This window comes from Falsirhodobacter algicola, assembly GCF_018279165.1.
Lineage (GTDB): Bacteria > Pseudomonadota > Alphaproteobacteria > Rhodobacterales > Rhodobacteraceae > Falsirhodobacter > Falsirhodobacter algicola.
In genome coordinates this window covers 2,059,309-2,080,750 of record NZ_CP047289.1, presented here as the reverse complement: position 1 = coordinate 2,080,750, position 21,442 = coordinate 2,059,309, and the positions used below count along the sequence as shown (strand labels likewise).

At 69.3% G+C, this 21,442-nt stretch carries 20 protein-coding genes; 11 read left to right on the top strand and 9 right to left on the bottom strand.

What is annotated here, in order from left to right:
- Positions 1–13: 13 nt before the first annotated feature.
- Both GR316_RS10460 and GR316_RS10455 read right to left on the bottom strand, forming a co-directional pair.
- A complete protein-coding gene (locus GR316_RS10460; RefSeq protein WP_211783859.1) occupies positions 14–526 on the bottom strand; it encodes a molybdenum cofactor synthesis domain-containing protein in 513 nt (170 codons plus the stop codon).
- Positions 523–1,320, bottom strand: a complete 798-nt coding sequence (locus GR316_RS10455; RefSeq protein ID WP_211783858.1) for a uracil-DNA glycosylase — start codon at positions 1,318–1,320, stop codon at positions 523–525. The genes GR316_RS10460 and GR316_RS10455 overlap by 4 nt, the downstream gene beginning before the upstream one ends.
- A 103-nt stretch (positions 1,321–1,423) precedes the next feature.
- Between GR316_RS10455 and GR316_RS10450 the strand changes: the two genes are divergently transcribed.
- Genes GR316_RS10450 through plsY form a run of 4 tightly spaced genes read left to right on the top strand, consistent with a single transcriptional unit; the run spans position 1,424 to position 5,723 of the window.
- Complete coding sequence (locus GR316_RS10450) at positions 1,424–2,386, top strand: aspartate carbamoyltransferase catalytic subunit (protein ID WP_211783857.1); 963 nt, start codon at positions 1,424–1,426, stop codon at positions 2,384–2,386.
- The gene (locus GR316_RS10445) at positions 2,383–3,858 is read left to right on the top strand and encodes a DNA recombination protein RmuC (protein ID WP_211783856.1); all 1,476 of its coding nucleotides are present in this window, start codon (positions 2,383–2,385) and stop codon (positions 3,856–3,858) included. Before GR316_RS10450 ends, GR316_RS10445 begins: the two co-directional genes overlap by 4 nt.
- A 1-nt stretch (position 3,859) precedes the next feature.
- Positions 3,860–5,131, top strand: coding sequence for a dihydroorotase (pyrC, locus tag GR316_RS10440; protein WP_211783855.1), 1,272 nt, complete (start codon positions 3,860–3,862; stop codon positions 5,129–5,131).
- Positions 5,118–5,723: a glycerol-3-phosphate 1-O-acyltransferase PlsY gene (gene plsY / locus GR316_RS10435; RefSeq protein WP_211783854.1), complete on the top strand. Its 606-nt coding sequence runs from the start codon at positions 5,118–5,120 to the stop codon at positions 5,721–5,723. Before pyrC ends, plsY begins: the two co-directional genes overlap by 14 nt.
- Before the next feature lie 7 nt (positions 5,724–5,730).
- Here the strand turns inward: plsY and GR316_RS10430 are convergent, their stop codons facing one another.
- Both GR316_RS10430 and GR316_RS10425 read right to left on the bottom strand, forming a co-directional pair.
- Positions 5,731–7,053 (bottom strand): glutamate--cysteine ligase, encoded by a 1,323-nt coding sequence (locus GR316_RS10430; protein ID WP_211783853.1) that lies wholly within the window; start codon positions 7,051–7,053, stop codon positions 5,731–5,733.
- 55 nt (positions 7,054–7,108) lie between these two features.
- Positions 7,109–7,837 carry a 16S rRNA (uracil(1498)-N(3))-methyltransferase gene (locus GR316_RS10425; protein WP_211783852.1) on the bottom strand — a complete coding sequence of 243 codons (729 nt, stop codon included), beginning with the start codon at positions 7,835–7,837 and terminating at the stop codon, positions 7,109–7,111.
- Positions 7,838–7,896: 59 nt separating this feature from the next.
- On the opposite strand from GR316_RS10425, the gene ubiA reads away from it, so the two are divergent.
- The 4 genes from ubiA (at position 7,897) to GR316_RS10405 (ending at position 12,636) form a co-directional block, all read left to right on the top strand.
- The gene (gene ubiA, locus GR316_RS10420) at positions 7,897–8,826 is read left to right on the top strand and encodes a 4-hydroxybenzoate octaprenyltransferase (RefSeq protein ID WP_211783851.1); all 930 of its coding nucleotides are present in this window, start codon (positions 7,897–7,899) and stop codon (positions 8,824–8,826) included.
- 61 nt (positions 8,827–8,887) lie between these two features.
- On the top strand, positions 8,888–10,918 hold the full coding sequence (locus GR316_RS10415; protein WP_211783850.1) for an OmpA family protein: 2,031 nt from the start codon (positions 8,888–8,890) through the stop codon (positions 10,916–10,918).
- Positions 10,919–10,928: 10 nt separating this feature from the next.
- A complete protein-coding gene (locus GR316_RS10410; protein WP_211783849.1) occupies positions 10,929–11,252 on the top strand; it encodes a hypothetical protein in 324 nt (107 codons plus the stop codon).
- A 109-nt stretch (positions 11,253–11,361) separates the two neighbouring features.
- The gene (locus GR316_RS10405) at positions 11,362–12,636 is read left to right on the top strand and encodes a hemolysin family protein (protein WP_211783848.1); all 1,275 of its coding nucleotides are present in this window, start codon (positions 11,362–11,364) and stop codon (positions 12,634–12,636) included.
- 45 nt (positions 12,637–12,681) lie between these two features.
- Here GR316_RS10405 and GR316_RS10400 read toward each other — a convergent pair whose 3' ends face one another.
- On the bottom strand, positions 12,682–13,131 hold the full coding sequence (locus tag GR316_RS10400) for an Hsp20 family protein (RefSeq protein ID WP_211783847.1): 450 nt from the start codon (positions 13,129–13,131) through the stop codon (positions 12,682–12,684).
- 158 nt (positions 13,132–13,289) lie between these two features.
- Here GR316_RS10400 and GR316_RS10395 point away from each other — a divergent pair, with 158 nt between their 5' ends.
- Entirely contained in the window at positions 13,290–13,982 is a 693-nt protein-coding gene (locus GR316_RS10395) for a DUF599 domain-containing protein (RefSeq protein ID WP_211783846.1), read from the top strand.
- Here GR316_RS10395 and GR316_RS10390 read toward each other — a convergent pair.
- From GR316_RS10390 to GR316_RS10375, 4 genes are read right to left on the bottom strand one after another with little or no spacing between them, the layout of a single operon-like run.
- The gene (locus GR316_RS10390) at positions 13,963–16,032 is read right to left on the bottom strand and encodes a DUF7408 domain-containing protein (protein WP_211783845.1); all 2,070 of its coding nucleotides are present in this window, start codon (positions 16,030–16,032) and stop codon (positions 13,963–13,965) included. The two genes, GR316_RS10395 and GR316_RS10390, sit on opposite strands and share 20 nt — an antisense overlap.
- A complete protein-coding gene (locus GR316_RS10385; protein ID WP_211785194.1) occupies positions 16,029–18,761 on the bottom strand; it encodes a DUF4159 domain-containing protein in 2,733 nt (910 codons plus the stop codon). Before GR316_RS10385 ends, GR316_RS10390 begins: the two co-directional genes overlap by 4 nt.
- On the bottom strand, positions 18,761–19,615 hold the full coding sequence (locus tag GR316_RS10380; protein WP_249218765.1) for a DUF58 domain-containing protein: 855 nt from the start codon (positions 19,613–19,615) through the stop codon (positions 18,761–18,763). The genes GR316_RS10385 and GR316_RS10380 overlap by 1 nt, the downstream gene beginning before the upstream one ends.
- On the bottom strand, positions 19,612–20,613 hold the full coding sequence (locus tag GR316_RS10375) for an AAA family ATPase (protein ID WP_211783844.1): 1,002 nt from the start codon (positions 20,611–20,613) through the stop codon (positions 19,612–19,614). The genes GR316_RS10380 and GR316_RS10375 overlap by 4 nt, the downstream gene beginning before the upstream one ends.
- A gap of 92 nt (positions 20,614–20,705) precedes the next feature.
- Here GR316_RS10375 and GR316_RS10370 point away from each other — a divergent pair, with 92 nt between their 5' ends.
- Together GR316_RS10370 and GR316_RS10365 are read left to right on the top strand one after the other, a co-directional pair.
- A complete protein-coding gene (locus GR316_RS10370; protein WP_249218764.1) occupies positions 20,706–21,185 on the top strand; it encodes a DUF1285 domain-containing protein in 480 nt (159 codons plus the stop codon).
- A gap of 56 nt (positions 21,186–21,241) precedes the next feature.
- Complete coding sequence (locus GR316_RS10365; RefSeq protein ID WP_211783842.1) at positions 21,242–21,427, top strand: zinc-finger domain-containing protein; 186 nt, start codon at positions 21,242–21,244, stop codon at positions 21,425–21,427.
- The last annotated feature ends 15 nt before the right edge of the window (positions 21,428–21,442 follow it).

Below are 21,442 nucleotides of genomic sequence, written 5' to 3'. Positions count from 1 at the left end.
CGCCGCGCGCGCCTCAGCGTTCGGTCAGGCGGGGCATGATCTCCACGAGGTTGCACGGCCCGTTGGTGGAATCGAGTTGGTGGCGCAGGATTTCGTCCCAGCCGTCGCGGCACGCGCCGGAGCTTCCGGGCAGCGCGAACATATAGGTGCCGTTGCGCACCCCGCCCGTCGCGCGGCTCTGGATCGCCGAGGTGCCGACCGTCCGCATCGACACCATGGCGAAGATCGACGCAAAGGCCTCGATCTCCTTTTCATAGACATCGCGGTGGGCCTCCACGGTCACATCCCGGCCCGTCAGCCCGGTCCCGCCGGTGGAGATGACGACATCCACCTGCGGATCGTCGGCCCAGCGGCGCAGATGCTCGGCGATGACGGCGCGGTCGTCGCGGACCATCACCCGCTCCACCAGAATATGGCCGGCGCCTTCGATGCGTTCGGCCAGCACCTTGCCGGACTTGTCGGTGTCCAGCGTGCGGGTGTCCGACACGCTCAGCACGGCAATGCGCACCGGTTTGAATTCGCTCATCTCAACCTCGACTTGATTTGCAGAAGATCCGACCACGCCTCGCGCTTGGCGAGGGGATGGCGCAGCAGATGGGCGGGGTGGCACATCGGCATCACGGGCCGTCCGAAGCCCTGCCCCCAAGTGCCGCGCAGCCGCGTGATGCCGCCCTGCCCCAGAACGGCCCGCGCGGCGGTGTTTCCAAGAACGACCAGCAGGTCCGGCTGGGCCAACGCGACATGACGTTCGAGGAAGGGCAGCATCAGCGCCACCTCCTCGGCCGTCGGATCGCGGTCGGAGGGCGGGCGCCACGGCAGCACATTCGTGACATAGAAACCGTGGGCCGCATCCTCGGCATCCCGCGACAGACCGATCGCCGCCATCATCCGGTCGAGGAATTGGCCCGCCTGCCCGACGAAGGGCTTGCCCGCGATATCCTCGTTCCGGCCCGGCGCCTCGCCGATGATCATGACGCGCGCGCCGGCCCGCCCGTCGGCAAAGACGGTGTTGCGCGCCCCGCGCTTCAATTCACACAGCGTGAACCCGGCCATGGCATCGCGCAGCGCGGCCAGATCGGGGGCGGCGGCGGCGATGGCGCGCGCCTCGGCGGCGGGATCGGCGGCAGGTGCGGGCGGGGCCGCGGGTGGGGCATGGGCGGCGGACGGCGCGGGTTTCGGGGCCGCGGCCTCCAGCTCGTAGCGGTTGAGGGGGACATCGCCGATGCCCTCGGTCGCACCCAGATCATACTGCCAGGCGAGCATCGCCGCAGCGGTTTCCCAATCCAAGTCGCTGGCCAGATCGCAGGCATCCCGAGTCATGCCGGGAACCTAGTCCGCCCCCCGTGCGGGAACAAGGCGGCTTGTCGGAATCCCTCGGGCTTCCTATAAGCCCCCCAATGCCCCCGATCGCAAGGAGCCGCCGATGAGTTTTCGCGCCCGTCACCTTCTGGGGATCGAGCATCTGGCCCCCGACGAGATCCTCGCGATCCTCGATCTGGCCGAACGCTATGTCGATTTCAGCCGCCGCACGGTGAAGAAGTCCGACGCGTTGGCCGGGATGACCCAGATCAACATGTTCTTCGAAAACTCGACCCGCACGCAGGCCAGCTTCGAGCTGGCGGGCAAACGGCTGGGCGCGGATGTGATGAACATGGCCGTCGCCCAATCCTCGGTGAAGAAGGGCGAGACGCTGATCGACACCGCCCTGACGTTGAACGCGATGCATCCCGATCTGCTGGTGGTCCGGCACAACGCCTCGGGCGCGGTGAACTTGCTGGCCGAGAAGGTGAACTGCGCCGTTCTGAATGCGGGCGACGGGCGGCACGAACATCCCACGCAGGCGCTTCTGGACGCGCTGACGATCCGCCGCGCCAAGGGGCGCATCCAGCGGCTGACCATCGCCATCTGCGGCGACATCCAGCACAGCCGCGTCGCCCGTTCGAACCTGCTGCTGCTTGGTAAGATGGACAACCGCGTGCGACTGGTCGGCCCGCCGACGCTGATGCCTTCGGGCGTGGCCGAGTTCGGCTGCGAGGTCTTCGACGATATGAAGGCGGGCCTGAAGGGCGCCGATGTGGTGATGATGCTGCGCCTGCAGAAGGAGCGGATGGATGGCGGTTTCATCCCGTCCGAGCGGGAGTATTTCCACCGCTACGGCCTTGATGCCGAAAAGCTGGCCTTCGCGGCCGAGGATGCGATCGTCATGCATCCCGGCCCGATGAATCGCGGGGTGGAGATCGACGGCACCATCGCCGACGACATCAACCGCTCGGTCATTCAGGAGCAGGTGGAGATGGGCGTGGCCGTCCGCATGGCCTGCATGGATCTTCTGGCCCGGAACCTGCGGGCCGAACGGGGTGCTGCGGCATCCGAGGTGATGGCATGAACGAGACGTATCTTCTGGTGGCCGCGGCCCTCGTGCTGGGGCTGGTGATCGGCTGGGCGCTGCGCCGCCCCGACACCGCGCGGCAGCAGGCGCTGCAGGGCGATCTCGCCCGGCTTCAGGCCGATCACGACAATGCCCTGCGCGCCCGCGAAGAACTGGCCGCCCAATTGACGGCCGAGCGCCGTCTGGTCGGCACCATGCGCGAGGATGCGGGCGAGGCCGCGATGCGCATCGCCACGCTGGAGGCCGATCTGAAATCGGCCGACCGCCGCGCCAACGACATCGACCTTCGCCACCGCGCCGCGCTGGAGGCGCTCGAGGAGGCGCGCCAGCGGGGCACCAATGCCGGGATCGAAATCTCCCGCCTCGAAACCGAGTTGGAGCAGCAGCGCCTTGCCGCCGTCGAGAAGATCGAGCTTCTGGGGCAGGTCCGCACCGATATGGAGAACCGCTTCAAGCAGCTGGCCGCCGACAGCCTGCGGCTGAGCGGCGAGGAGAACAAGCAGCGGCTCGAAGCCGCCCTCGCCCCGCTGAAGCAGCATGTGGAGCATTTCCAGCAGGAGTTGCGCAACGTCCATGACGGCGCCCTGAAGGATCGCGCCGCGCTGAAGACCGAGATCGAGACCCTGACCCGCCGCTCCGAGGAGGTCAGCCGCGAGGCCGTGAACCTGACCCGCGCGCTGAAGGGCGACAAGCAGAAGCAGGGCGCATGGGGGGAGATGATCCTCGAATCGCTGCTGGAACGGTCGGGGCTGCGCAAGGGCGAGGAATATCTCGTACAAGAGCATCGCGTGAACGAGGACGGCGACCGCTTCCGTCCCGATGTCGTGGTGAACATGCCCGACGGCAAACGGCTGGTGATCGATTCCAAGGTGTCGCTCATCGATTACGAGACTTGCGTGAACGGCGAGACGGAGGCCGAATGCGCCGCCGCCCGCCTGCGCCATGTCCGCGCGCTGAAGGCCCATATCCAGACGCTGCACGACAAGGCCTATCACCGGATGGAGAATGGCTCGGTCGATTATGTCGTCATGTTCATCCCGATCGAAGGCGCGCTGTCGGAGGCGCTGCGCGAGATGGGCGATCTGACGACCATGGCCTTCGAGAAATCGGTGACGATCGCGACGCCGACGACGCTGATGATGGCCCTGCGCACCATTTCCAACGTCTGGACGATCGAGCGGCGCAACCAGAACGCCGAGGCCATCGCCGACCGCGCTGGCCGCCTCTATGAAAAGGTGGCGGGCTTCGTCGACGACATGGAGAAGGTGGGCCGCAACCTCGGTGCGGCGCAGACGGCCTATGGCGATGCGATGGGCAAGCTGTCCACCGGGCGCGGCAACGTCCTGTCGCAGCTGGAAACGCTGAAGACGCTGGGGGCCAAGACCTCCAAGACCTTCCGAACCGAGTTCGATCACGACCTTCCCGCCCCGGATGACGCGCTGCGTCTGGGCACAGATGCGGCCGAATGACATGATCCATTTCACCAATGCCCGCCTTGTCGATCCCGAAACGCTGACCGAAACGGCCGGATCGCTCCTGATCCGCGACGGCCGTATCGCCGAGCGGGACGGCCCCACGCCGGACGGCGCCGAAGTCATCGATTGCGGCGGCAAGGTTCTGGCCCCCGGCATCGTCGATCTGGGCGTGCAGGTGGGCGAGCCGGGCGCGCGCCACAAGGAAAGCGTGCGGTCGGCGGGGCTGGCGGCGGCGGCGGGCGGCGTCACCACCATCATCGCGCGGCCCGATACGGACCCCGCCCTCGACACGCCGGAGATGCTGGAATTCGTCACCCGCCGCGCGCGCGAGACGAGCCCCGTGCGCATCCGCCACATGGCCGCGCTGACCAAGGGCCGCGCCGGGCGCGAGATGACCGAGATCGGCTTTCTTCTGGATGCCGGGGCCGTCGCCTTCACCGACGGGGACCGGGTCTGCACCGACACCAAGGTACTGAACCGCGCCTTCACCTATGCCCGCAGCCTCGGCGCGTTGGTGATCGGCCATCCGCAGGAACCGGGCCTGTCGCGCGGGGCCGCCGTGACGAAGGGGAAATTCGCCTCGTTGCGCGGGCTGCCCGATGTGCACCCCATGGCCGAACGGATGGGCTTCGACCGGGACATGGCCCTCGTGGAGATGACGGGTCTGCGCTATCACGCCGATCAGATCACCTCGGCGCGTACGCTGCCGGCGCTGGAACGGGCCAAGGGCAACGGGCTGGACGTGACGGCGGGCATCTCCATCCACCACCTGACGCTGAACGAGTTGGATGTCGGCGATTACCGGACCTTCTTCAAGGTCACGCCGCCGCTGCGCTCCGAAGACGACCGCATGGCCATGATCGACGCGGTGGCGGCGGGCACGATCGACATCATCTGCTCCATGCACACGCCGCAGGACGAGGAATCCAAACGCCTGCCCTTCGAGGATGCCGCCTCGGGCGCCGTGGGGCTGGAGACGCTGCTGCCTGCTGCGATGCGGCTCTATCATGGCGGGCATCTCAGCCTGCCGGAGCTGTTCCGCGCGATGGCGCTGAACCCGGCGCGGCGGCTCGGGCTGCCGCAGGGGCGGCTCTCGGTGGGCGCGCCGGCGGATCTGGTTCTGTTCGATCCCGATGCGCCCTTCGTGCTGGATCGCTTCGCGCTGCGGTCGAAATCCAAGAACACGCCCTTCGACGGGCAGCGGATGGAGGGGCGCGTGCTCGCGACCTTCGTCGATGGGCAGAGGGTCTTCGATGCCGGTCTTTGACACTGCGGCGGCGCTGCTGATCCTTGCGGGCCTTCTCGGCTATCTCCTCGGCTCGGTGCCGTTCGGGGTGGTGATCACACGGGCGATGGGTCTGGGCGATCTGCGCAAGATCGGTTCGGGCAATATCGGGGCCACCAACGTGCTGCGCACCGGCAACAAGCCTGCCGCGCTCGCGACCTTGCTGCTCGATGCGCTGAAGGGCGGCATAGCCGTGCTGATCGCGCGGCTTGCGATCGGCGAGGATGCGGCCCAGATCGCCGGCCTCTGCGCGTTCTTCGGGCACCTCTTCCCGGTCTGGCTGGGGTTCCGGGGCGGCAAGGGGGTTGCGACCTTCTTCGGCACGCTGCTGTTCCTCGCTTGGCCGGTGGGGCTGCTGGCCTGCGCCGTATGGCTGGCGATGGCGGCGGTGTTCCGCATTTCGTCGCTGGCGGCGCTGGTGGCGGCACTGGCCGCGCCGCTGATCGCGGCGCTGACCGGGCATGGGCATGTGGCCGTGCTTTGCGCGGTGATGGCCCTGCTGATCGTGCTGCGCCATCACGCCAACATCCGCCGCCTTCTGTCCGGGACCGAGCCGCGGATCGGGCGGAAGTGACGACGCCCTAGAGCGTCGTCGCCGCGTAGATCCGCGACAGATCGCCCCCCCAAGGGCCGTGATAGGCCGCGAGCAGATCGTCCGCCGGCACCCGCCCCGTGGCGATGCTGTCCTCCAGCACGTCGAGGAAGGCTTCCTCCCCCTGCCCGCGCGCGGCCAACCCCGCCCGCGACAGGCGCAGCGCCTCGCGCGCCAGATCGTGCAGGCGCACGCCCCCCGCCTCGCCGCGCAGCGCATCGACCGAAGCCGCGACCCGCAGCCCCTCGCGCGTCGGCATGTCGAGATGCTTCACCAGATCCCAAGCTGCATCCAGCGCGCCGCCATCGTACATCAGCCCGACCCAGAAGGCCGGAAGCGCCGCCAGATGCGCCCGGTCCCCGGCATCGGCGCCGCGCATCTCAATGTATTTCTTCACCCGCGCCTCGGGGAAGACGGTGGTCATGTGATCCGCCCAGTCGGACAGGGTCGGACGTTCCCCCGGCAGGGCCGGAAGCTCCCCCTTCAGGAAATCGCGGAAGGACTGGCCCAGCGCGTCGATATAGCGCCCGTCGCGATAGACGAAGTACATCGGCACATCGAGCACCCAGTCCACATACCGCTCAAAGCCCATCCCGTCCTCGAAGACGAAGGGCAGCATTCCGGTGCGGCTGTCATCGAGGCCCCGCCAGATGCGCGACCGCCAGCTGCGATGCCCGTTCGGCGCCCCTTCGAAGAAGGGAGAGGACGCGAACAGCGCCGTCGCCACCGGCTGCAACGCCAGCGCGACGCGCATCTTGCGCGTCATGTCCGCCTCGGAGGCGAAGTCGAGATTCACCTGCACCGTGCTGGTGCGGTACATCATCTGCGTGCCATGCGTGCCGACGCGGCCCATATAGTCGGTCATCAGCCGGTAACGGCCCTTCGGCATCACCGGCATATCGGCATGCGTCCAGACGGGCGCCGCTCCGATCGACATGAAGCGCGGCCCGCCAAGGGCGGCGATCTCGTCGAGATGGCCGTCGATCTCGGCCTTCGTTTCGTGGATGCTGGCGACGGGGGCACCCGAGAGTTCGAATTGACCGCCCGGTTCCAGCGAGATGTTGGCCCCGCCGCGCGACAGGCCGATCAGCTGTCCGGCCTCCTCGACGCGGGTCCAGCCGAAGCGGGTCAGCCCCTCCATGAGCGTGCGGATCGCGTCATAGCCCAGCGGCCGCAGATCCTCGGTATATCCGAACTTCTCATGCTCGGTGCCGATGCGCCATTGGTCGGCGGGCTTGCAGCCGGCCTCCATCAAGGCGGCGAGCTGGGAGTGGTCTTCGATCGGGCCGCCGCCCTGCTGGGGAATGGACATTCTGGCCTCGATCCGCGTTCAGGAAAAGCAGACCTGTCGCTTCGGCCCCGTCAAGTCAAGTGGTCCAGTCACCAAGGACCGACTGCCAGAGCGTCAGCGCCGCCACCGCCGCCGTGTCGGCGCGCAGGATGCGCGGCCCGAGGCTAACCGGCGTGACCTGCGGCATGGCGCGCAGGCGGGCCTGCTCGGCCTCGGAAAAACCGCCCTCGGGGCCGATCAGGATCGCCCATGGGCCGGGCCCCGCCTGACCGAGGCCGGCCCGCGCGCTCAGCAGCGTCTCGTCGCACCACATGATGCGCCGGTCCTGCGGCCAATCGGCCAGAAGGCGGTCCAGCGGGGCGAGGTCCGCCACCTCGGGCACGAAGGTGCCGCCGCATTGCTCGGCGGCCTCGACGGCATGGGCCTGCAGACGGTCCTGCCGGATGCGTTCGGAATTGGTGAAACGGGTGGCGACGGGCAGGATGCGGGCGGCGCCCATCTCGGCCGCCTTTTCCACGATGAAATCGGTGCGGGCCTTCTTGATGGGCGCAAAGATCAGCCAAAGATCGGGCGGCAGGCGCAGCGGGGCCGTCTGCTCCCGGCAGGCCAGCGTGCCGCCGCGTTTGGCCGCGCGCACCACCTCGGCCTGCCACGCGCCGTCGCGGCCGTTGAACAGCGTCACCGGCGCGCCCACCGCCTGACGCATCACCCCAAAGAGGTAATGCGCCTGCGCCTCGGTCAGCGCCACTTCCGCCCCTGCCGCCAGCGGCATCTCCACGAACAGTCTGATCTCGCTCATATCCATGGGTCTAGCGCCTTGGCCCTCGGCGCGCCATAGCCTAGAACCGGATCAGGAGGTGCCCCATGAACCACGGACAAGTCGCCGATGCCGTCAACGGCAACTGGGTCGATCACCGCGCGCCCGCCCCATGGCGGCCCTATCTGCGCCTCAGCCGGGCGGACCGGCCCATCGGCACATGGCTGCTGCTGATCCCCTGCTGGTGGGGCGTGGGCATGGCCGCCGCCGCGACCGAGCCGCGGTGGTTCGATCTCTGGATCGTGATCGGTTGCAGCATCGGGGCGGTGCTGATGCGCGGCGCGGGCTGCACATGGAACGACATCACCGACCGGGACATCGACGGCGGCGTGGCGCGCACACGCTCGCGCCCGATCCCGTCGGGGCAGGTGACGGTGCGGCAGGCGCTGTGGTGGATGGCGGCGCAGATCGCCGTCTCGGCGCTGATCCTGTTCACGCTGGGCTGGACGGCGATCGGCTTTGGGCTCGCGGCGCTGGTGCCGGTGGCGATCTATCCCTTCGCCAAGCGGTTCACATGGTGGCCGCAGGTCTTTCTGGGGATCGCGTTCAACTGGGGGGTCTGGATCGCATGGGCGGCGCATGGCGCGGCCATCGGCGGGGCGACGCTGGCGCTGTTTCTGTCCGGGATCGCGTGGACGCTGTTCTACGACACGATCTATGCCCATCAGGACAAGGAGGATGACGCCCTGATCGGCGTGAAATCCACGGCGCGGCTGTTCGGGACGGCGACGCCGCTGTGGCTGACGGCCTTCGTGATCCTTGCCGCCGGGCTGATGGCCGCCGCCGCCGTGGCCAGCCTCTCCGGCGCTGCGCTGATCCTCGCGCTCTTGGGGGCGGCCGCCTTCGCCGCGCATATGATCGGCCAGATGCGCCGGCTGGAAATCGACCGCCCCGAGGTCTGCCTCACGCTGTTCCGCAGCAATCGTGATTGCGGTTTGCTGCCTGCGCTGTTTCTTGCCGCTGCGGCATTGGTGTAATTGATGCGGCATGCCGCGCGGCGTATGCCCCGCTGAAGTGCCGCTTCCAAGGATTCCGCCGATGCGTCTGTCCCGCAAGATCGTCCTTCCCGTCACCTTCGTCGGTGCTGCGGCGCTGGCCGCGGGCGCGGCCACCCTTGCGACCGGCGCGATCGAGACACGCTCCGAAGCTGCCGTCGAATCCCGCCTGACGGCCGAGGGGATCACCTTCGCCCATGCCGAGGCGGACGGCCTATCGGTGCATCTGACCGGCACCGCCCCCGACGAGGCCACGCGTTTTCGCGCCCTGAACGTCGCGGGCGGCGCGGTCGATGCCTCGCGCCTGCGCGACGACATGACGGTGCTGCCCGCCCGCGCGGTGGATGCGCCGGAATTCGGCGTGCGGATGCTGCGCAACGATGCCGACATCTCGCTGATCGGGCTGGTGCCGACCAAGGCCGACGAGGCACCGTTGACCGATGCCGCCGCCGATCTGGGCGGCCATCTGTCGGACATGCTGGAACGCGCCGATTACCCCGTGCCCGAACATTGGGACGCGGCGATGGAATTCGCGCTGGAGGCGCTGCGCCTGCTGCCCCAATCCAAGATCTCGGTCGCGGCGGACCGCGTGGAGGTCATGGCCATCGCCACCAGCGCCGAGCAGAAGGCCGCGCTGGATGCCAAACTTGCCGGGCTTGCGCCCGATGACGTGGCCGTGGATGTGCAGATCTCGGCCCCGCGCCCGGTGCTTGCGCCCTTTGCGCTGCGGGCGGTGAAGGATGCGGACGGCACCCGGATGGAGGTCTGCTCCGCCGAGGAGGAGGCCGACCGCGCGCGCATCTTGACCGCGGCCACCGCCGCCGGGATCGACGGCACCGATTGCCGCCTTGGGCTGGGCGCCCCATCCCCCCGCTGGACCGAGGCGGCCGAGGCCGCGCTGTCCGCGCTGTCGGGGCTGGAGGCGGGCAGCGTCGCGATCAGCGATACGGATGCCTCGATCACCGGGGCCAAGGGTGCCGATGCCGACGCCTTCGCCGCCGCCGCAGACCGCCTGCGCGCCGCCTTGCCCGATGCCTTTTCGCTGACGGCGACCCCGCCCGCACCGGCGGATCTACCCCAAGACACGCCGGTCGAATTCACCGCCGCGCGCGGCACGGACGGACAGGCCCATATCGCGGGCCGCGTCGGCGACGAGATGGCGAAATCCGCCGTCACCACCTTTGCCGAGGCTCAGTTCGGGGCGGCCCAATTGGACGGAGAGCCGCTGATCGACGATGCGGTGCCCGATGGCTGGACGCTGCGGATCCTCGCCGGGCTCGATGCCCTTGGCCAGATGAACTCCGGCCAGATGACGCTGCGCCCGGATCTTTTGCATATCGAAGGGGTCACCGGGTCGAAATACCTGCAGGACGATCTGGTCCGGCAGCTGTCGGCCAAGCTCGATGGCGGGTTCGAGGTGATCGCCACCTATGACGAGGATCTGGACCCCACCGCCGCCCTGCCCGCGCCGCAGGAATGCGTGGCGCGGATCGACGCGCTGATGCAGCGCCAGAAGATCTCCTTCGCGCCCGGTTCGGCGGATATGGAACCGGGGGCCCGCGCCACGGTGGACGGCATCGCCGAGGTGCTCCTCGATTGCTCGAATCTTTCGTTCGAGATCGGCGGCTATACCGACAGCCAAGGCAGCGAGGGCGGCAACCAAGCCCTGAGCCAAGCCCGCGCCGAGGCGGTGATGATCGCCCTGCAGGGCCGCCGCGTGCCGGTCGATCGGATGACGGCCGTGGGCTATGGCGAGGAAAACCCCATCGCCGACAACGGCACCGAAGAGGGGCGCGAGGCCAACCGCCGGATCGAGTTCCGCCTTACCGCCGTCGCCCCCGATCCGAATGCGCCGCCCGCGCTTCAGGCCGTGAACCTCGTGGAGCAGATCCAGCAGGTGATCCAACCCGACGAGGAGATGCTGTCCTATCCCGCCGATCAGGTGGACGGATCGGGCGACGACGAGGGCGAGGGCGAGGGCGACGATGACGGGGCAGAGCTTGACGAGGAGCCCTCTTTCGCGCCAACAGAACAGACCCGGCGCCCCGAGCCGCGCCCGGATGATCTGAACTGAGGAGCCTGCCTTGGACCGCACCACCCTGATCGTCACGACGACCCTGGTCCTTTTCGTGGCCTTCGTGATGGGGTGGTTCGCGCGCTGGCTCGTCACGCGCCTGTCCCCGATCGAGGGCACCGATATCGGCGAGGTGGACCGCTTGGCCCAAGCCCTGCACGAGGCCGAGGAAATTCGCGACGCCGCCATCGTCTGGGGCGAGGAGCGCGAGCGCGAGCTGATGGGCCAGTTGGCGCAGGCCGATGCCGAGATGCGGGCCGTGATGGAATCCTTGGGCGAATCGCGCGCCGAGGTGGAGGATCTCCAGCACCGGATGGAGCGTCTGGGCGGCTGAGATTTCCTCTCGACGCGCCGCCCTCCCCCCTCTACCTTTGGTGGACCGTTGCGCGGCAACGGTTCTTCGGGACCGGTGGTCCCGATGATCGCCACCCATAGGGAACACAGTGTACCTTGAAATTCTGATCGTCGTCGTCCTGATCGTGATCAACGGCGCCTTGGCCATGTCCGAATTGGCCGTGGTGTCCGCCCGCCCCGCCCGGCTCAGGACCATGTCGGAACAAGGCAGCACCGGGGCCGAGACCGCCCAGCGGCTTGCGGCGGATCCCGGCCGGTTCCTCTCCACCGTACAGATCGGCATCACCCTCGTGGGCGTCTTGTCGGGCGCCGTATCGGGCGCAACGCTGGGCGGTCGGTTCAGCGCCTTCCTTGCCCGGATGGACGTGCCCGCCGCCGAGACGATCGGCGTCGGCGCGGTGGTCGTCGCCATCACCTATCTGTCGCTGATCGTGGGCGAGCTGGTTCCCAAGCAGATCGCCCTCAAGAACCCCGAAACGGTGGCCGCCCGCGTCGCGCCCGCGATGAACGTGCTGTCGAAGATCGCAGCGCCCGTGGTCTTCGTGCTCGATCTGTCGGGCCGCATGCTGCTGAAGCTTCTGCGCGTGCAGAGCGACGAGAAGAACCGCGTCACCGAAGAGGAGGTCCGCACCCTTCTGGCCGAGGCCCATGTCGAAGGCGTGATCGAGACGGGCGAGAGCCATATGCTGACCGGCGTCATGCGTCTGGCCGACCGTCAGGCCAGCCAGCTGATGACCCAGCGGCGCGATGTCATCGCCCTCGATCTGGAGGCCGACCACGAGGAAGCGCTTCAGATCATCCGCGAATCGGGCCGTGCCCGGCTGCCGGTGCGCCGACGCGATACGGATGAATATGTCGGCGTGCTCTATGTCACCGACGCCTTCGCCGCCCTGTCGCAGGGCGGGCAGGTGGATGTGGCGGCGCTGGTGCGCGACGTGCCCGTCGTCTCGGACGCCGCCGATGCGCTGAACGTGATCGAGATCCTGCGCGCCTCGCCCAATCACATGGCGCTCGTCTATGACGAATACGGCAGCTTCGAGGGGATCATCACCACCGGCGACATCCTCGAGGCCATCACCGGCGCCTTCCAAGAGCATGTGAGCGAGGAGCCCGCGATCCAGCAGCGCGAGGACGGCTCCTATGCCGTGGCGGGCTGGATGCCGGTGGACGAGTTCTGCGAGATGCTGCGCATCCCGCAGGAGCTTGCGGGCGATTACGAAACCGTGGCCGGCCTCGTGCTGAACCAGTTGCGCCGCCTGCCCGATCAGGGCGACACCTTCACCCGCGACGGGTGGCGGTTCGAGGTGGTGGATCTGGACGATCGGCGGATCGACAAGATCCTCGTGTCCCGCGTCGAAAGCTGACCGGGACCGGGCGCACCCCCTGCCGGGATGCGCCCGCGCCACGCCTCAGGCCTCGATGGCGGCGGCGGGTTTGCTGGCGGTGATCGCGATGCGGCGGGGCTTCAGGGCCTCCGGCATCTCGCGCACGAGGTCGATATGCAGCATCCCATGTTCATGCGTGGCGCCGTCCACGCGGACATGATCGGCCAGCGCGAAGCGCCGCTCGAAGGCGCGGGTGGCGATGCCGCGATGCAGGAACTGACGTTCGGCCTCATCCTCGGCCTTGCGGGCCGATACATGCAGCGCGCTGTCCTTGACCTCCACGGTTAGTTCCTCGGGTGTGAAGCCCGCCACGGCGATGGAGATGCGGTACGCATTCTCGGCCGTCTTTTCGATGTTGTAGGGGGGGTAGCTCGGCTGGGGCACGTCGGTGCTCAGCACGCGGTCCATCAGGTCGGCGATACGGTCGAACCCGACGGTGGCACGGTACAGGGGTGCGAAGTCATAACCACGCATGTTCATCCTCCGAAAGCGATGTCTTGGTGCCCCCCTTCGCAGGCGGGGCGGGGTACTGCGCCGACCCGTCATGGCACCGGCGCAGAGGAGATGTGGGAAGGCCCGCGCCCCCCTTCAAGACCCCTTCCGGCAGCCGTGGAACGTGCTAGGACAGGGGCATGGAACTGCTGCCCCGACTCAGCGCACTCGGATGGCCCGATGCCGTCGCCGTCACCCTGATCGTGACGCTGTTCTGGGGTATCGGCTATCTGGTGGAACATCCGCCGCGCAGCCGCCCGTCCATGTCGATCCTGATGGCCAATTACCGCCGCGACTGGATGACCCATTTCGTCACGCGCCAGCAAAAGATCCTCGACGGCACGGTGATCACCAGCCTGCGGCAGGCGACATCCTTCTTCATCTCCGGCACGATGCTGGCGCTTGGCGCGGGGCTGGCGCTGGTGGGCAATCCCGAACGGCTGATCCTTGTGGCCAACGATCTGAACCTGCGCGCGCAGGCCGTGGTGGTGGAGGTGAAGGTGATCTTCGTCCTTCTGTTCCTAGCCAATGCGTTCCTGAAGTTCATCTGGTCGCACCGCCTGTTCGGCTATTGCGCGGTGCTGATGGGATCGGTGCCCAACGACGAACAGACGTTGGCCTATCACCGCGCCGCGCAGGCGGCCGAGTTGAACGTGACCGCCGCCCGCAGCTACAATCGCGGCCTGCGGTCGGTCTATTTCGCGCTGGCGGCGCTCGGCTGGCTGATGGGGCCGTGGACGCTGATGCTCAGTTCCGTCATCACGGCGGCAACGCTCGTGCGGCGGGAATTCGCCTCCCGCTCGCGCGAGGTCGTCATGCGCCGCGACCCCTGAACCTCCCCTCGCGCATCCATGCCCCAAGGGCCAGCGCGGCCGCGATCACCAGCCACAGCCATCCCGGCAGCAGCGGCGTCACCGTCACCTCGCCCGTGTCGAACGCCTCCCGCGGGGTGATGCCGAGCCAGCCGCGCCCGGCGGCCACGCGGCCCGCGCCGACGGTGCGGATGTCGAAATCTCCCGCCTCCTCCAGCCGCAGCGTGCCGCCGCCCCCCGGCTCCATCACCGGGCGCAGCCGCGCGTCACTGGCCAGCGTCGTCTCGAACTCCTTCGGCGAGGGCGGGCCGACGGCGAAGACCCCGGTCAGATCGTCCTGCGCCATGCGGTAAAGGCCCGTCGCGGGCGCGGTCAGCGTCAGGGCATAGCGCCCCTCGCCGCCGGGCTGCATCGCCAGCCGCTCTTCGGTGCCGTCCGGGTGGGTCAGGACCAAGGGCCCCGGCGGATCGGTGCGCACGGTCCGGCGCTGCACCGTGACATCGCCGCCGCCCGTCACGGCGGTCAGCGCCTCTTCCTCCAGTTCCGGCTCCTTTAGCATCCAATGGGCAAGGCGGCGCGTCAGTTCAAGCTGCGGACCGCCCCCTTCGAAGCCGCGCCCCCAAAGCCACAACTGATCCGAGCCGAGGACCGCGATCCGCCCCTCGCCCACCCGGTCCAGCACCAGAAGCGGGCGCCCGTCGATGCCCTGCATCAGCGCCTCGCCGCCGGTCTGCGCCAGTTCCACCTGACGGAACCAGCGGCCCCAGCCATCCTCCGGCGTGCCGAGCGCCGCCGTCACGGGATGGCGCTTTCCAAGATCGGTCAGCGTGGGGCGGAATCCCTGCTCCAGCACGCGGCCCGTCGCCGTTACGGGCAGAATCTCCCCCAAGGGGGAACGGGCGAGGCTTTCGACCCCGGCGAATTCCGGCCCCGCCGCGATCAGAACCGTGCCGCCGCGGCGGACGTAATCGCGCACATTCTCCAGATAGAGCGAGGGCAGGATGCCGCGCAGGCGGTACCGGTCGAAGATGATCAGATCGAACTCGTCGATCTTGTCCATGAACAATTCGCGCGTGGGAAAGGCGATCAGCGACAGTTCGGACACCGGAACGCCGTCCTGCTTTTCCGGCGGGCGCAGGATCGTGAAATGCACGAGATCCACCGACGGGTCGGATTTCAAAAGGTTGCGCCAGACACGCTCCCCCGCATGCGGCTCGCCGGAGACCAGCAGCACGCGCAGCCGGTCCCGCACGCCGTTGATCTGCACGATGCGGGTGTTGTTGCGGTCGGTGATCTCCCCCGCCGCGGGATCGACCGTCATTTGAAGCACGTTCATCCCGCCATGGGGCAGCGTGACGGGCAGTTCCAGATCCTCGTTCACGGGCACGTCCAGCACCACCGGCGCCTCGGTCCCGAAGGTCAGCGTCAGGCGCGCGGTCTGGCCTGCCGCCTCGGGGACGGCCCCCTCGTCGTCGATGCGCAGGGTCAGGCGGACTTCTTCGCCGATGATGGCGAAGGCGGGGGCATGGGTCACGACCAGCCGCCGGTCCCAATCGGCGGCATGGCCCGTTTGCAGCAGGTGCAGCGGGGCGGGCAGATCGGGGGCCATGTCCACGTCATGCACCTGCCCGTCCGAGATGAGGAACGCCCCCGCCACGCGGGCGCGCGGCTCTTCGGCGACGGCATCGGCAAGGGCGGTCATCAGGCGCGTGCCGCCATCCTCCGGCGCATCGCCCACATGGACGACGCGCAGCCGGGTGCGCGGAAGGGCCGCGATCTCCGATTGCAGGCGCGCCAGCGCGGCCGCCGTCTGCGCCGCGCGGTCCGACAGCTGCTGGCTCGCGCTGTCATCGACGACGGCGATCACGATGTCGGGCAGCGGAGTGCGTTCCTCGCGCTGCAGCGAGGGGCCGCACAGCGCAGCGAGGATCACCGCCAGCGACAGCCCCCGCAGCCACCATCCGGGCAGGCCGCGCCACAGCGCCAGCCCCGTCAGCGCCAGCGCAACCGCCGCCGCCGCGCCGATCGCCCACCACGGAACGAGAGGGTCGAAGATGACGAAACCGCTCAATTCCCCAGCCTTTCCAGCAATGCGGGTACATGCACCTGATCGTTCTTGTAGTTGCCGGTCAGCACATACATCACGACGTTGATCCCGAAGCGCACCGCGATCTCGCGCTGACGCTCCCCGCCATAGCCGCGCCCCACGGGCAGGAGCGGGGCGCCATAGGCATCGCTGGCCCAAGCGGCGGCCCAGTCGTTGCCGCCGATGATCACCGGCGTCACCCCGTCATTGAGGGTGCGGAACGGCTGACCGCCCGCCGCCTCGGCCTCGGGGGCGGCGGCTTCGACCCAGACGGGGCCGACCTGACGGCCCGGGAAATCCTGCAACAGATAGAAGGTGCGCGTCAGCACATGATCGGAGGGCACCGGCTCCAGCGGCGGGATGTCGAGGCCGGCGGTCAGCCGCTGCAGGGCGCGCCCCGCTTCGGTGCCACCGGACAGGCCCGCCATATCGGCATCGCGCGTGTCGAAGAGGATCATGCCCCCGGTGCGCAGATAGGCGTTCACCCGTTCGGTGGCGGCGGCGGACAACCCCGCCTCCTGCCCGGTCACGGGCCAATAGAGGAACGGAAAGAAGGCCAGTTCATCGGTGGCCGGATCGACGCCCATCGGCTCCCCCGGCTCCACCGAGGTGCGGCTGGCCAGTTGCAGCGACAGCCCCCGCAGCCCGGCTTCGGAGATGCGGTCCACCTCGGCATCGCCGGTGCGCACGAAGGCAAGGCGCAATTCGTCCACCGCAGCGATGGCACGGTCGTCCTGCGCCTGCGCCTCGGGCGGGGCGGTCAGCATCACAAGCCCGGCAATCGCCATCGCCGCCCCGCGCCGAAGCCGCCCGCCGACCGCAAGCGCGGCCAGAACGTCGATCAGCAGCGCCGCGAGCGCAAGCGCCAGAAGCGGCCCCTTCAGCGCGCGGGCGGGCGCGGCGTCCATATCGGCCACGGCCTGCCCGTCGGGCCAGACGGCGGCCTCCAGCGGGGTGGTGTCCAGCAGCACGTTGCGCGCCGCCTGCCGCCCCCCGCCATCATAGAGGCCCGGACGCAGCGCCGCCGAAAGCGGCGTGGTCGCCAGCGCCGCGCCCTCGATCCCGGCCTCGGCCCCCGGCGGCCCGGCGGTGCCGAAGGCATCGAGCAGCCGCTCCGGCGTCCAGACGGTTCCCGCCAGATCCGCAGGCTCCGCCATGGATCGGCCCGCCACCACCGTCAGCCGCTCCAGCATCTGCACGAAGAGCCCCGACAGCGGCAGGTTCGACCATTCGGCATTCGCGGTGACATGGAACAGCACGACCTGCCCCTGCCCCAGCGCCTTGCGGGTGACGAGCGGGGTGCCATCCTCCAGCGCGGCGAGGGTGCGGTCGGCAAGGTCCGGCGCGGGTTCGGCCAGCACCTGCTCGGTCACGGTCACATCGGACGGCACCGACAGACCCGCAAAGGGCGATCCATCCTCGAACGGGGCCAAGCGACGCGGCTCCCCCCAGCTCATGGCGCCGCCGAGGGCGCGCCCGCCCGCGCGCAGGCGCACGGTCATCAGGGGATCGTCGGCTGCGGGCGGGCGCGCGGCCATGCGCGGGCCGGCAAAGCGCAGCAGAAGGCCCCCGCCCTCCACCCATGCCTGAAGATCGGCGGCTTCGGCGGGGGCAAGCTGCCCGGTGCCCGCCAGCACGATTACATCGGGATTGGCGGGCAGCATGTCCTGAAGCCGCCCTTCGATCAGGTCGGTCGACGGTTCCAGCGCCCGATGCAGATAGAAGAGCGGCGAGAGAAGCTGCGCCGTCTCGTTCGGGGCGGCATCGCCGATCAGCGCCACCTCGCGCCGGCGCAGCGCATCGTCGGCCAACTGGACCGAGGCCGCGCTGCGCATCCCCGCCACCTGCAGGCGCGTGACGCGGTTGCGCATTTCGGGCGGCAGGGTCAGCACGCCCGTCGCCTCTGCCGCGTTCGGTGGAAAATCGAGCGTCAGGCGCCCCAACTCCCGCTCGGCCCCCGACGGATCGGCGCCGATCGCCTGCACATCGGCCGTGGTGCGGGTAAAGACCGGCAGACGGGCGGCGGTGATGCGCAGGCCCTCCCCCTCCAGCGCGGGGGGGCGCAGGGCGACGAGGGGGTTCGGCACCTCGATCACGGTCAGCGCGCCGCGATCTTCCAGCGCGGCCACGAGATCGGCGCGGCCCGGATGATCGATCCCATCCGACAGCCAGAGCGTGCGGAACGGCCCCTCGGGCAGCGCGGCGGCCCAATCGGCAAAGCGCGGGGCCCAAGGGTTCGGCTCTGCGCCGCGCAGTTGCGGGATCACCGCCTCGGCCGGGCGGAAGGAGACGGACGCCGGGGCCTCGGTCGCGCGGATCAGGGCCACGGGCGCATCGGCGCGGCCCGCTTCGGTCATCGCCTGTTCGGCGCGGGCGATACGGCGGGGCCAATCGGGCGCATCGGCCCAACTGCCATCCACCACCACCAACAGCGGCGTATCATCCGGCGCGCCCGGCGCGGGGTTGAGCACCGGCCCCGCAAAGCCGAGGATCACCGCCCCCAGCGCCGCCATGCGCAGCGCCATCAGCCACCACGGCGTGCGATCGGCCGCCGTTTCGCGGTCGGTCAGGCCCAGCAGCAGCGCCACCCCCGGAAAGCGGCGGCGCACCGGCGCGGGCGGCACGGCCCGCAGCAGCACCCACAGGAGCGGCAGCAGCACCAGCCCCAGCAGGACCAGCGGCGCGGTGAACCCGATCGGGCCGAGCGTCCACATCATCGCCTCTCCAAAGCGCGATAGAGCCAGAGGAGCGCGGGCTGCGGCCCCTCGCCCGTGTGATGCGTGCGGAACATCCACCCCGAGGCGCGGGCAAGGTCGGCCAGTTGCGCCTTCCGCTCGGCCAGACGGGACAGGTAGGCGTCGCGCAGGCCGCGCGCCTCGCGCGTTTCGAACCGCGTTCCGCCAGCCATGGATTCGAAGATCGTGCGGCCATCGAAGGGAAAACTCTCCTCGGCCGGGTCCAGCACCTGCAAAAGAACGCCCGGCGCGTTGCGGGCCGCAGCCCGCGCCATCGCCCCTTCGATCGGGCCGAGCGAGCCGAGGAAGTCCGAGATCAGCACCACCCGCCCATGCATCGGCACCTGCGCCAGATCGGGGGCGGCGTGATCCTCGGCCCCTTCGGCCGCCAAGGCCGCCGCAAGCCGCAGCACCTGCGCGCGGCCCGGACGGGCGGGCAGGCCCGGCAGGCCCACCCGTTCCCCCCCGCGCAGCAGCAGAACGCCCAGCGCCAGCGCCAGAAGTTGCGCCCGTTCCCCCTTGGGCGGGCGATCCGCACCGCCCGCGAAATCCATCGAGCGGCCACGATCGACCCAGAAGAGCACGCTTTGCGCCGCCTGCCATTCGCGTTCGCGCACGAAATGCCCGTCCGTCCGCGCCGAGCGGCGCCAGTCGATCATACGGCTGCCATCCCCCGCCCCGGCGGCGCGGTACTGCCAGAATTCATCGCCATTGCCCGCGCGGCGCCGCCCATGTTCGCCCAGCATCACGGTCTGGGCCAATTGCTCGGCGGCCGCCAGAAGCGGCGGCAGCGCCCCGCCAAGGGCCTCGGCGCGGGGGGCGAGCGCGCTCAAGCCGCCCGGCCCGGCGCAACCCGGTCCAGCGTGGCCGCGATCACCCCGGCCAGCGTCTCGCCGCGGGCGCGGGCGGCAAAGGACAGCGCCATGCGGTGGATCAGCACCGGCTGCGCCATCGCCGCGACATCGGCGACCGACGGGGCAAGCCGCCCGCTCAGCAGCGCGCGCGCCCGCACCATCAGCATCAGCGCCTGCGCCGCGCGCGGGCCCGGCCCCCATGCCAACCGGTCGGCCAGCGCCGCGCCTTCGGGCTGATCGGGGCGGCAGGCGCGCACCAGATCGAGGATCGCCTCCATCACCGCATCGCCCACCGGCATGCGCCGCAGCACCGCCTGCGCGGCCACCAGTTCCCCGGCGGTGAACACGGGATGGACCTGATCGTCGGCGGCGCCGGTCGTGGCCAGCAGGATCGCGCGCTCCGTCTCCCGGTCGGGATAGGAGACATCGACCTGCACGAGGAAACGGTCGAGCTGCGCTTCGGGCAAGGGATAGGTGCCCTCCTGCTCGATCGGGTTCTGGGTGGCCAGAACGTGGAACGGTGGGCCGAGGGGGCGATGCCGACCCGCCACCGTCACCTCGCGCTCCTGCATGGCCTGAAGCAGCGCCGACTGGGTGCGCGGGCTGGCGCGGTTGATCTCATCGGCCAGAAGCAGCTGACAGAAGATCGGCCCTTCGACGAAGCGGAAGGCGCGGCCGCCGTCGGGGGCCGTCTCCAGCACCTCGGAGCCGAGGATGTCGGCGGGCATCAGATCGGGGGTGAACTGGATGCGGCTGCCCTGAAGGCCCATCACGGTGGACAGCGTATCCACCAGACGCGTCTTGCCAAGGCCCGGCAGGCCCACCAGCAGCGCATGCCCGCCGCAGAGCATCGCCCCCAGCACGAGATCCACCACGGGGCCCTGCCCGATGAAGCGGCGGTTGATGCTGGCCTTGGCCTCGGCCAGCCGTGCGCCCAGCGCCTCGATCTCGGCGATCAACGTATCGGGATCGGCCATGACATTCCTCCGCAGGCGGTTTACGCTTCGCCCATTCAATCGATTTTAGGCCGCAGGCTCAAATGCCAAAAACGGATGATGCACAAAATGCCGTGAGAGGGCTGATACGCACGAGCGGTCCGGCGCCGGTCCATCTGTGGGATCCGCCCTTCTGCGGCATGATCGACATGCGCATCGACCGCGAGGGCGTCTGGCATCACGAAGGCCGTCCCATCACGCGCCCGGCGTTGGTGCAGCTCTTTTCCAACATCCTGAAGCGCGAGGGCGAAGGCTACGTCCTCGTCACCCCCGTGGAGAAGGTGGGCATCACCGTGGAGGATGTGCCCTTCGTCGTCATCGACGCGCATGTCGCCGGCGCGGGGATCGATCTGATCACGCAGGTGGGCGACCGGGTGCCGCTGACGGGGCTGCGCATGGCGGGCGATGTGCCCTATGCCCCGATCCGCGGCGGCATGGAGGGGCGGATCGACCGCAAGACCTTCTACCGGCTGGTCGATCTGGCCGTGGAGGAGGATGGCCGCATCGGCCTGCGCACCGACCGTTTCATCCCCATCGGCCCCGCCGCCGCCTGACCGCTTGAAGCGCCGCCGCCTTCGGATAGAATGCACCGCCACAAGGAGACAGCCAGATGCCCATCGCGCCGCCCGAGACCCAGACCGTCACCCGTTGGAAGATCGCCTGCGACGGCGGCGAAGGCGCGCTCGGCCATCCCCGCGTGTGGCTGACGATCCCCGAAGATACGGGATTCGTCGAATGCGGTTACTGCGACAAGCGCTACGTCATCGACCGCGAACACGCCTCGGGCGATCACTAGGCTGGAAGACAGGGG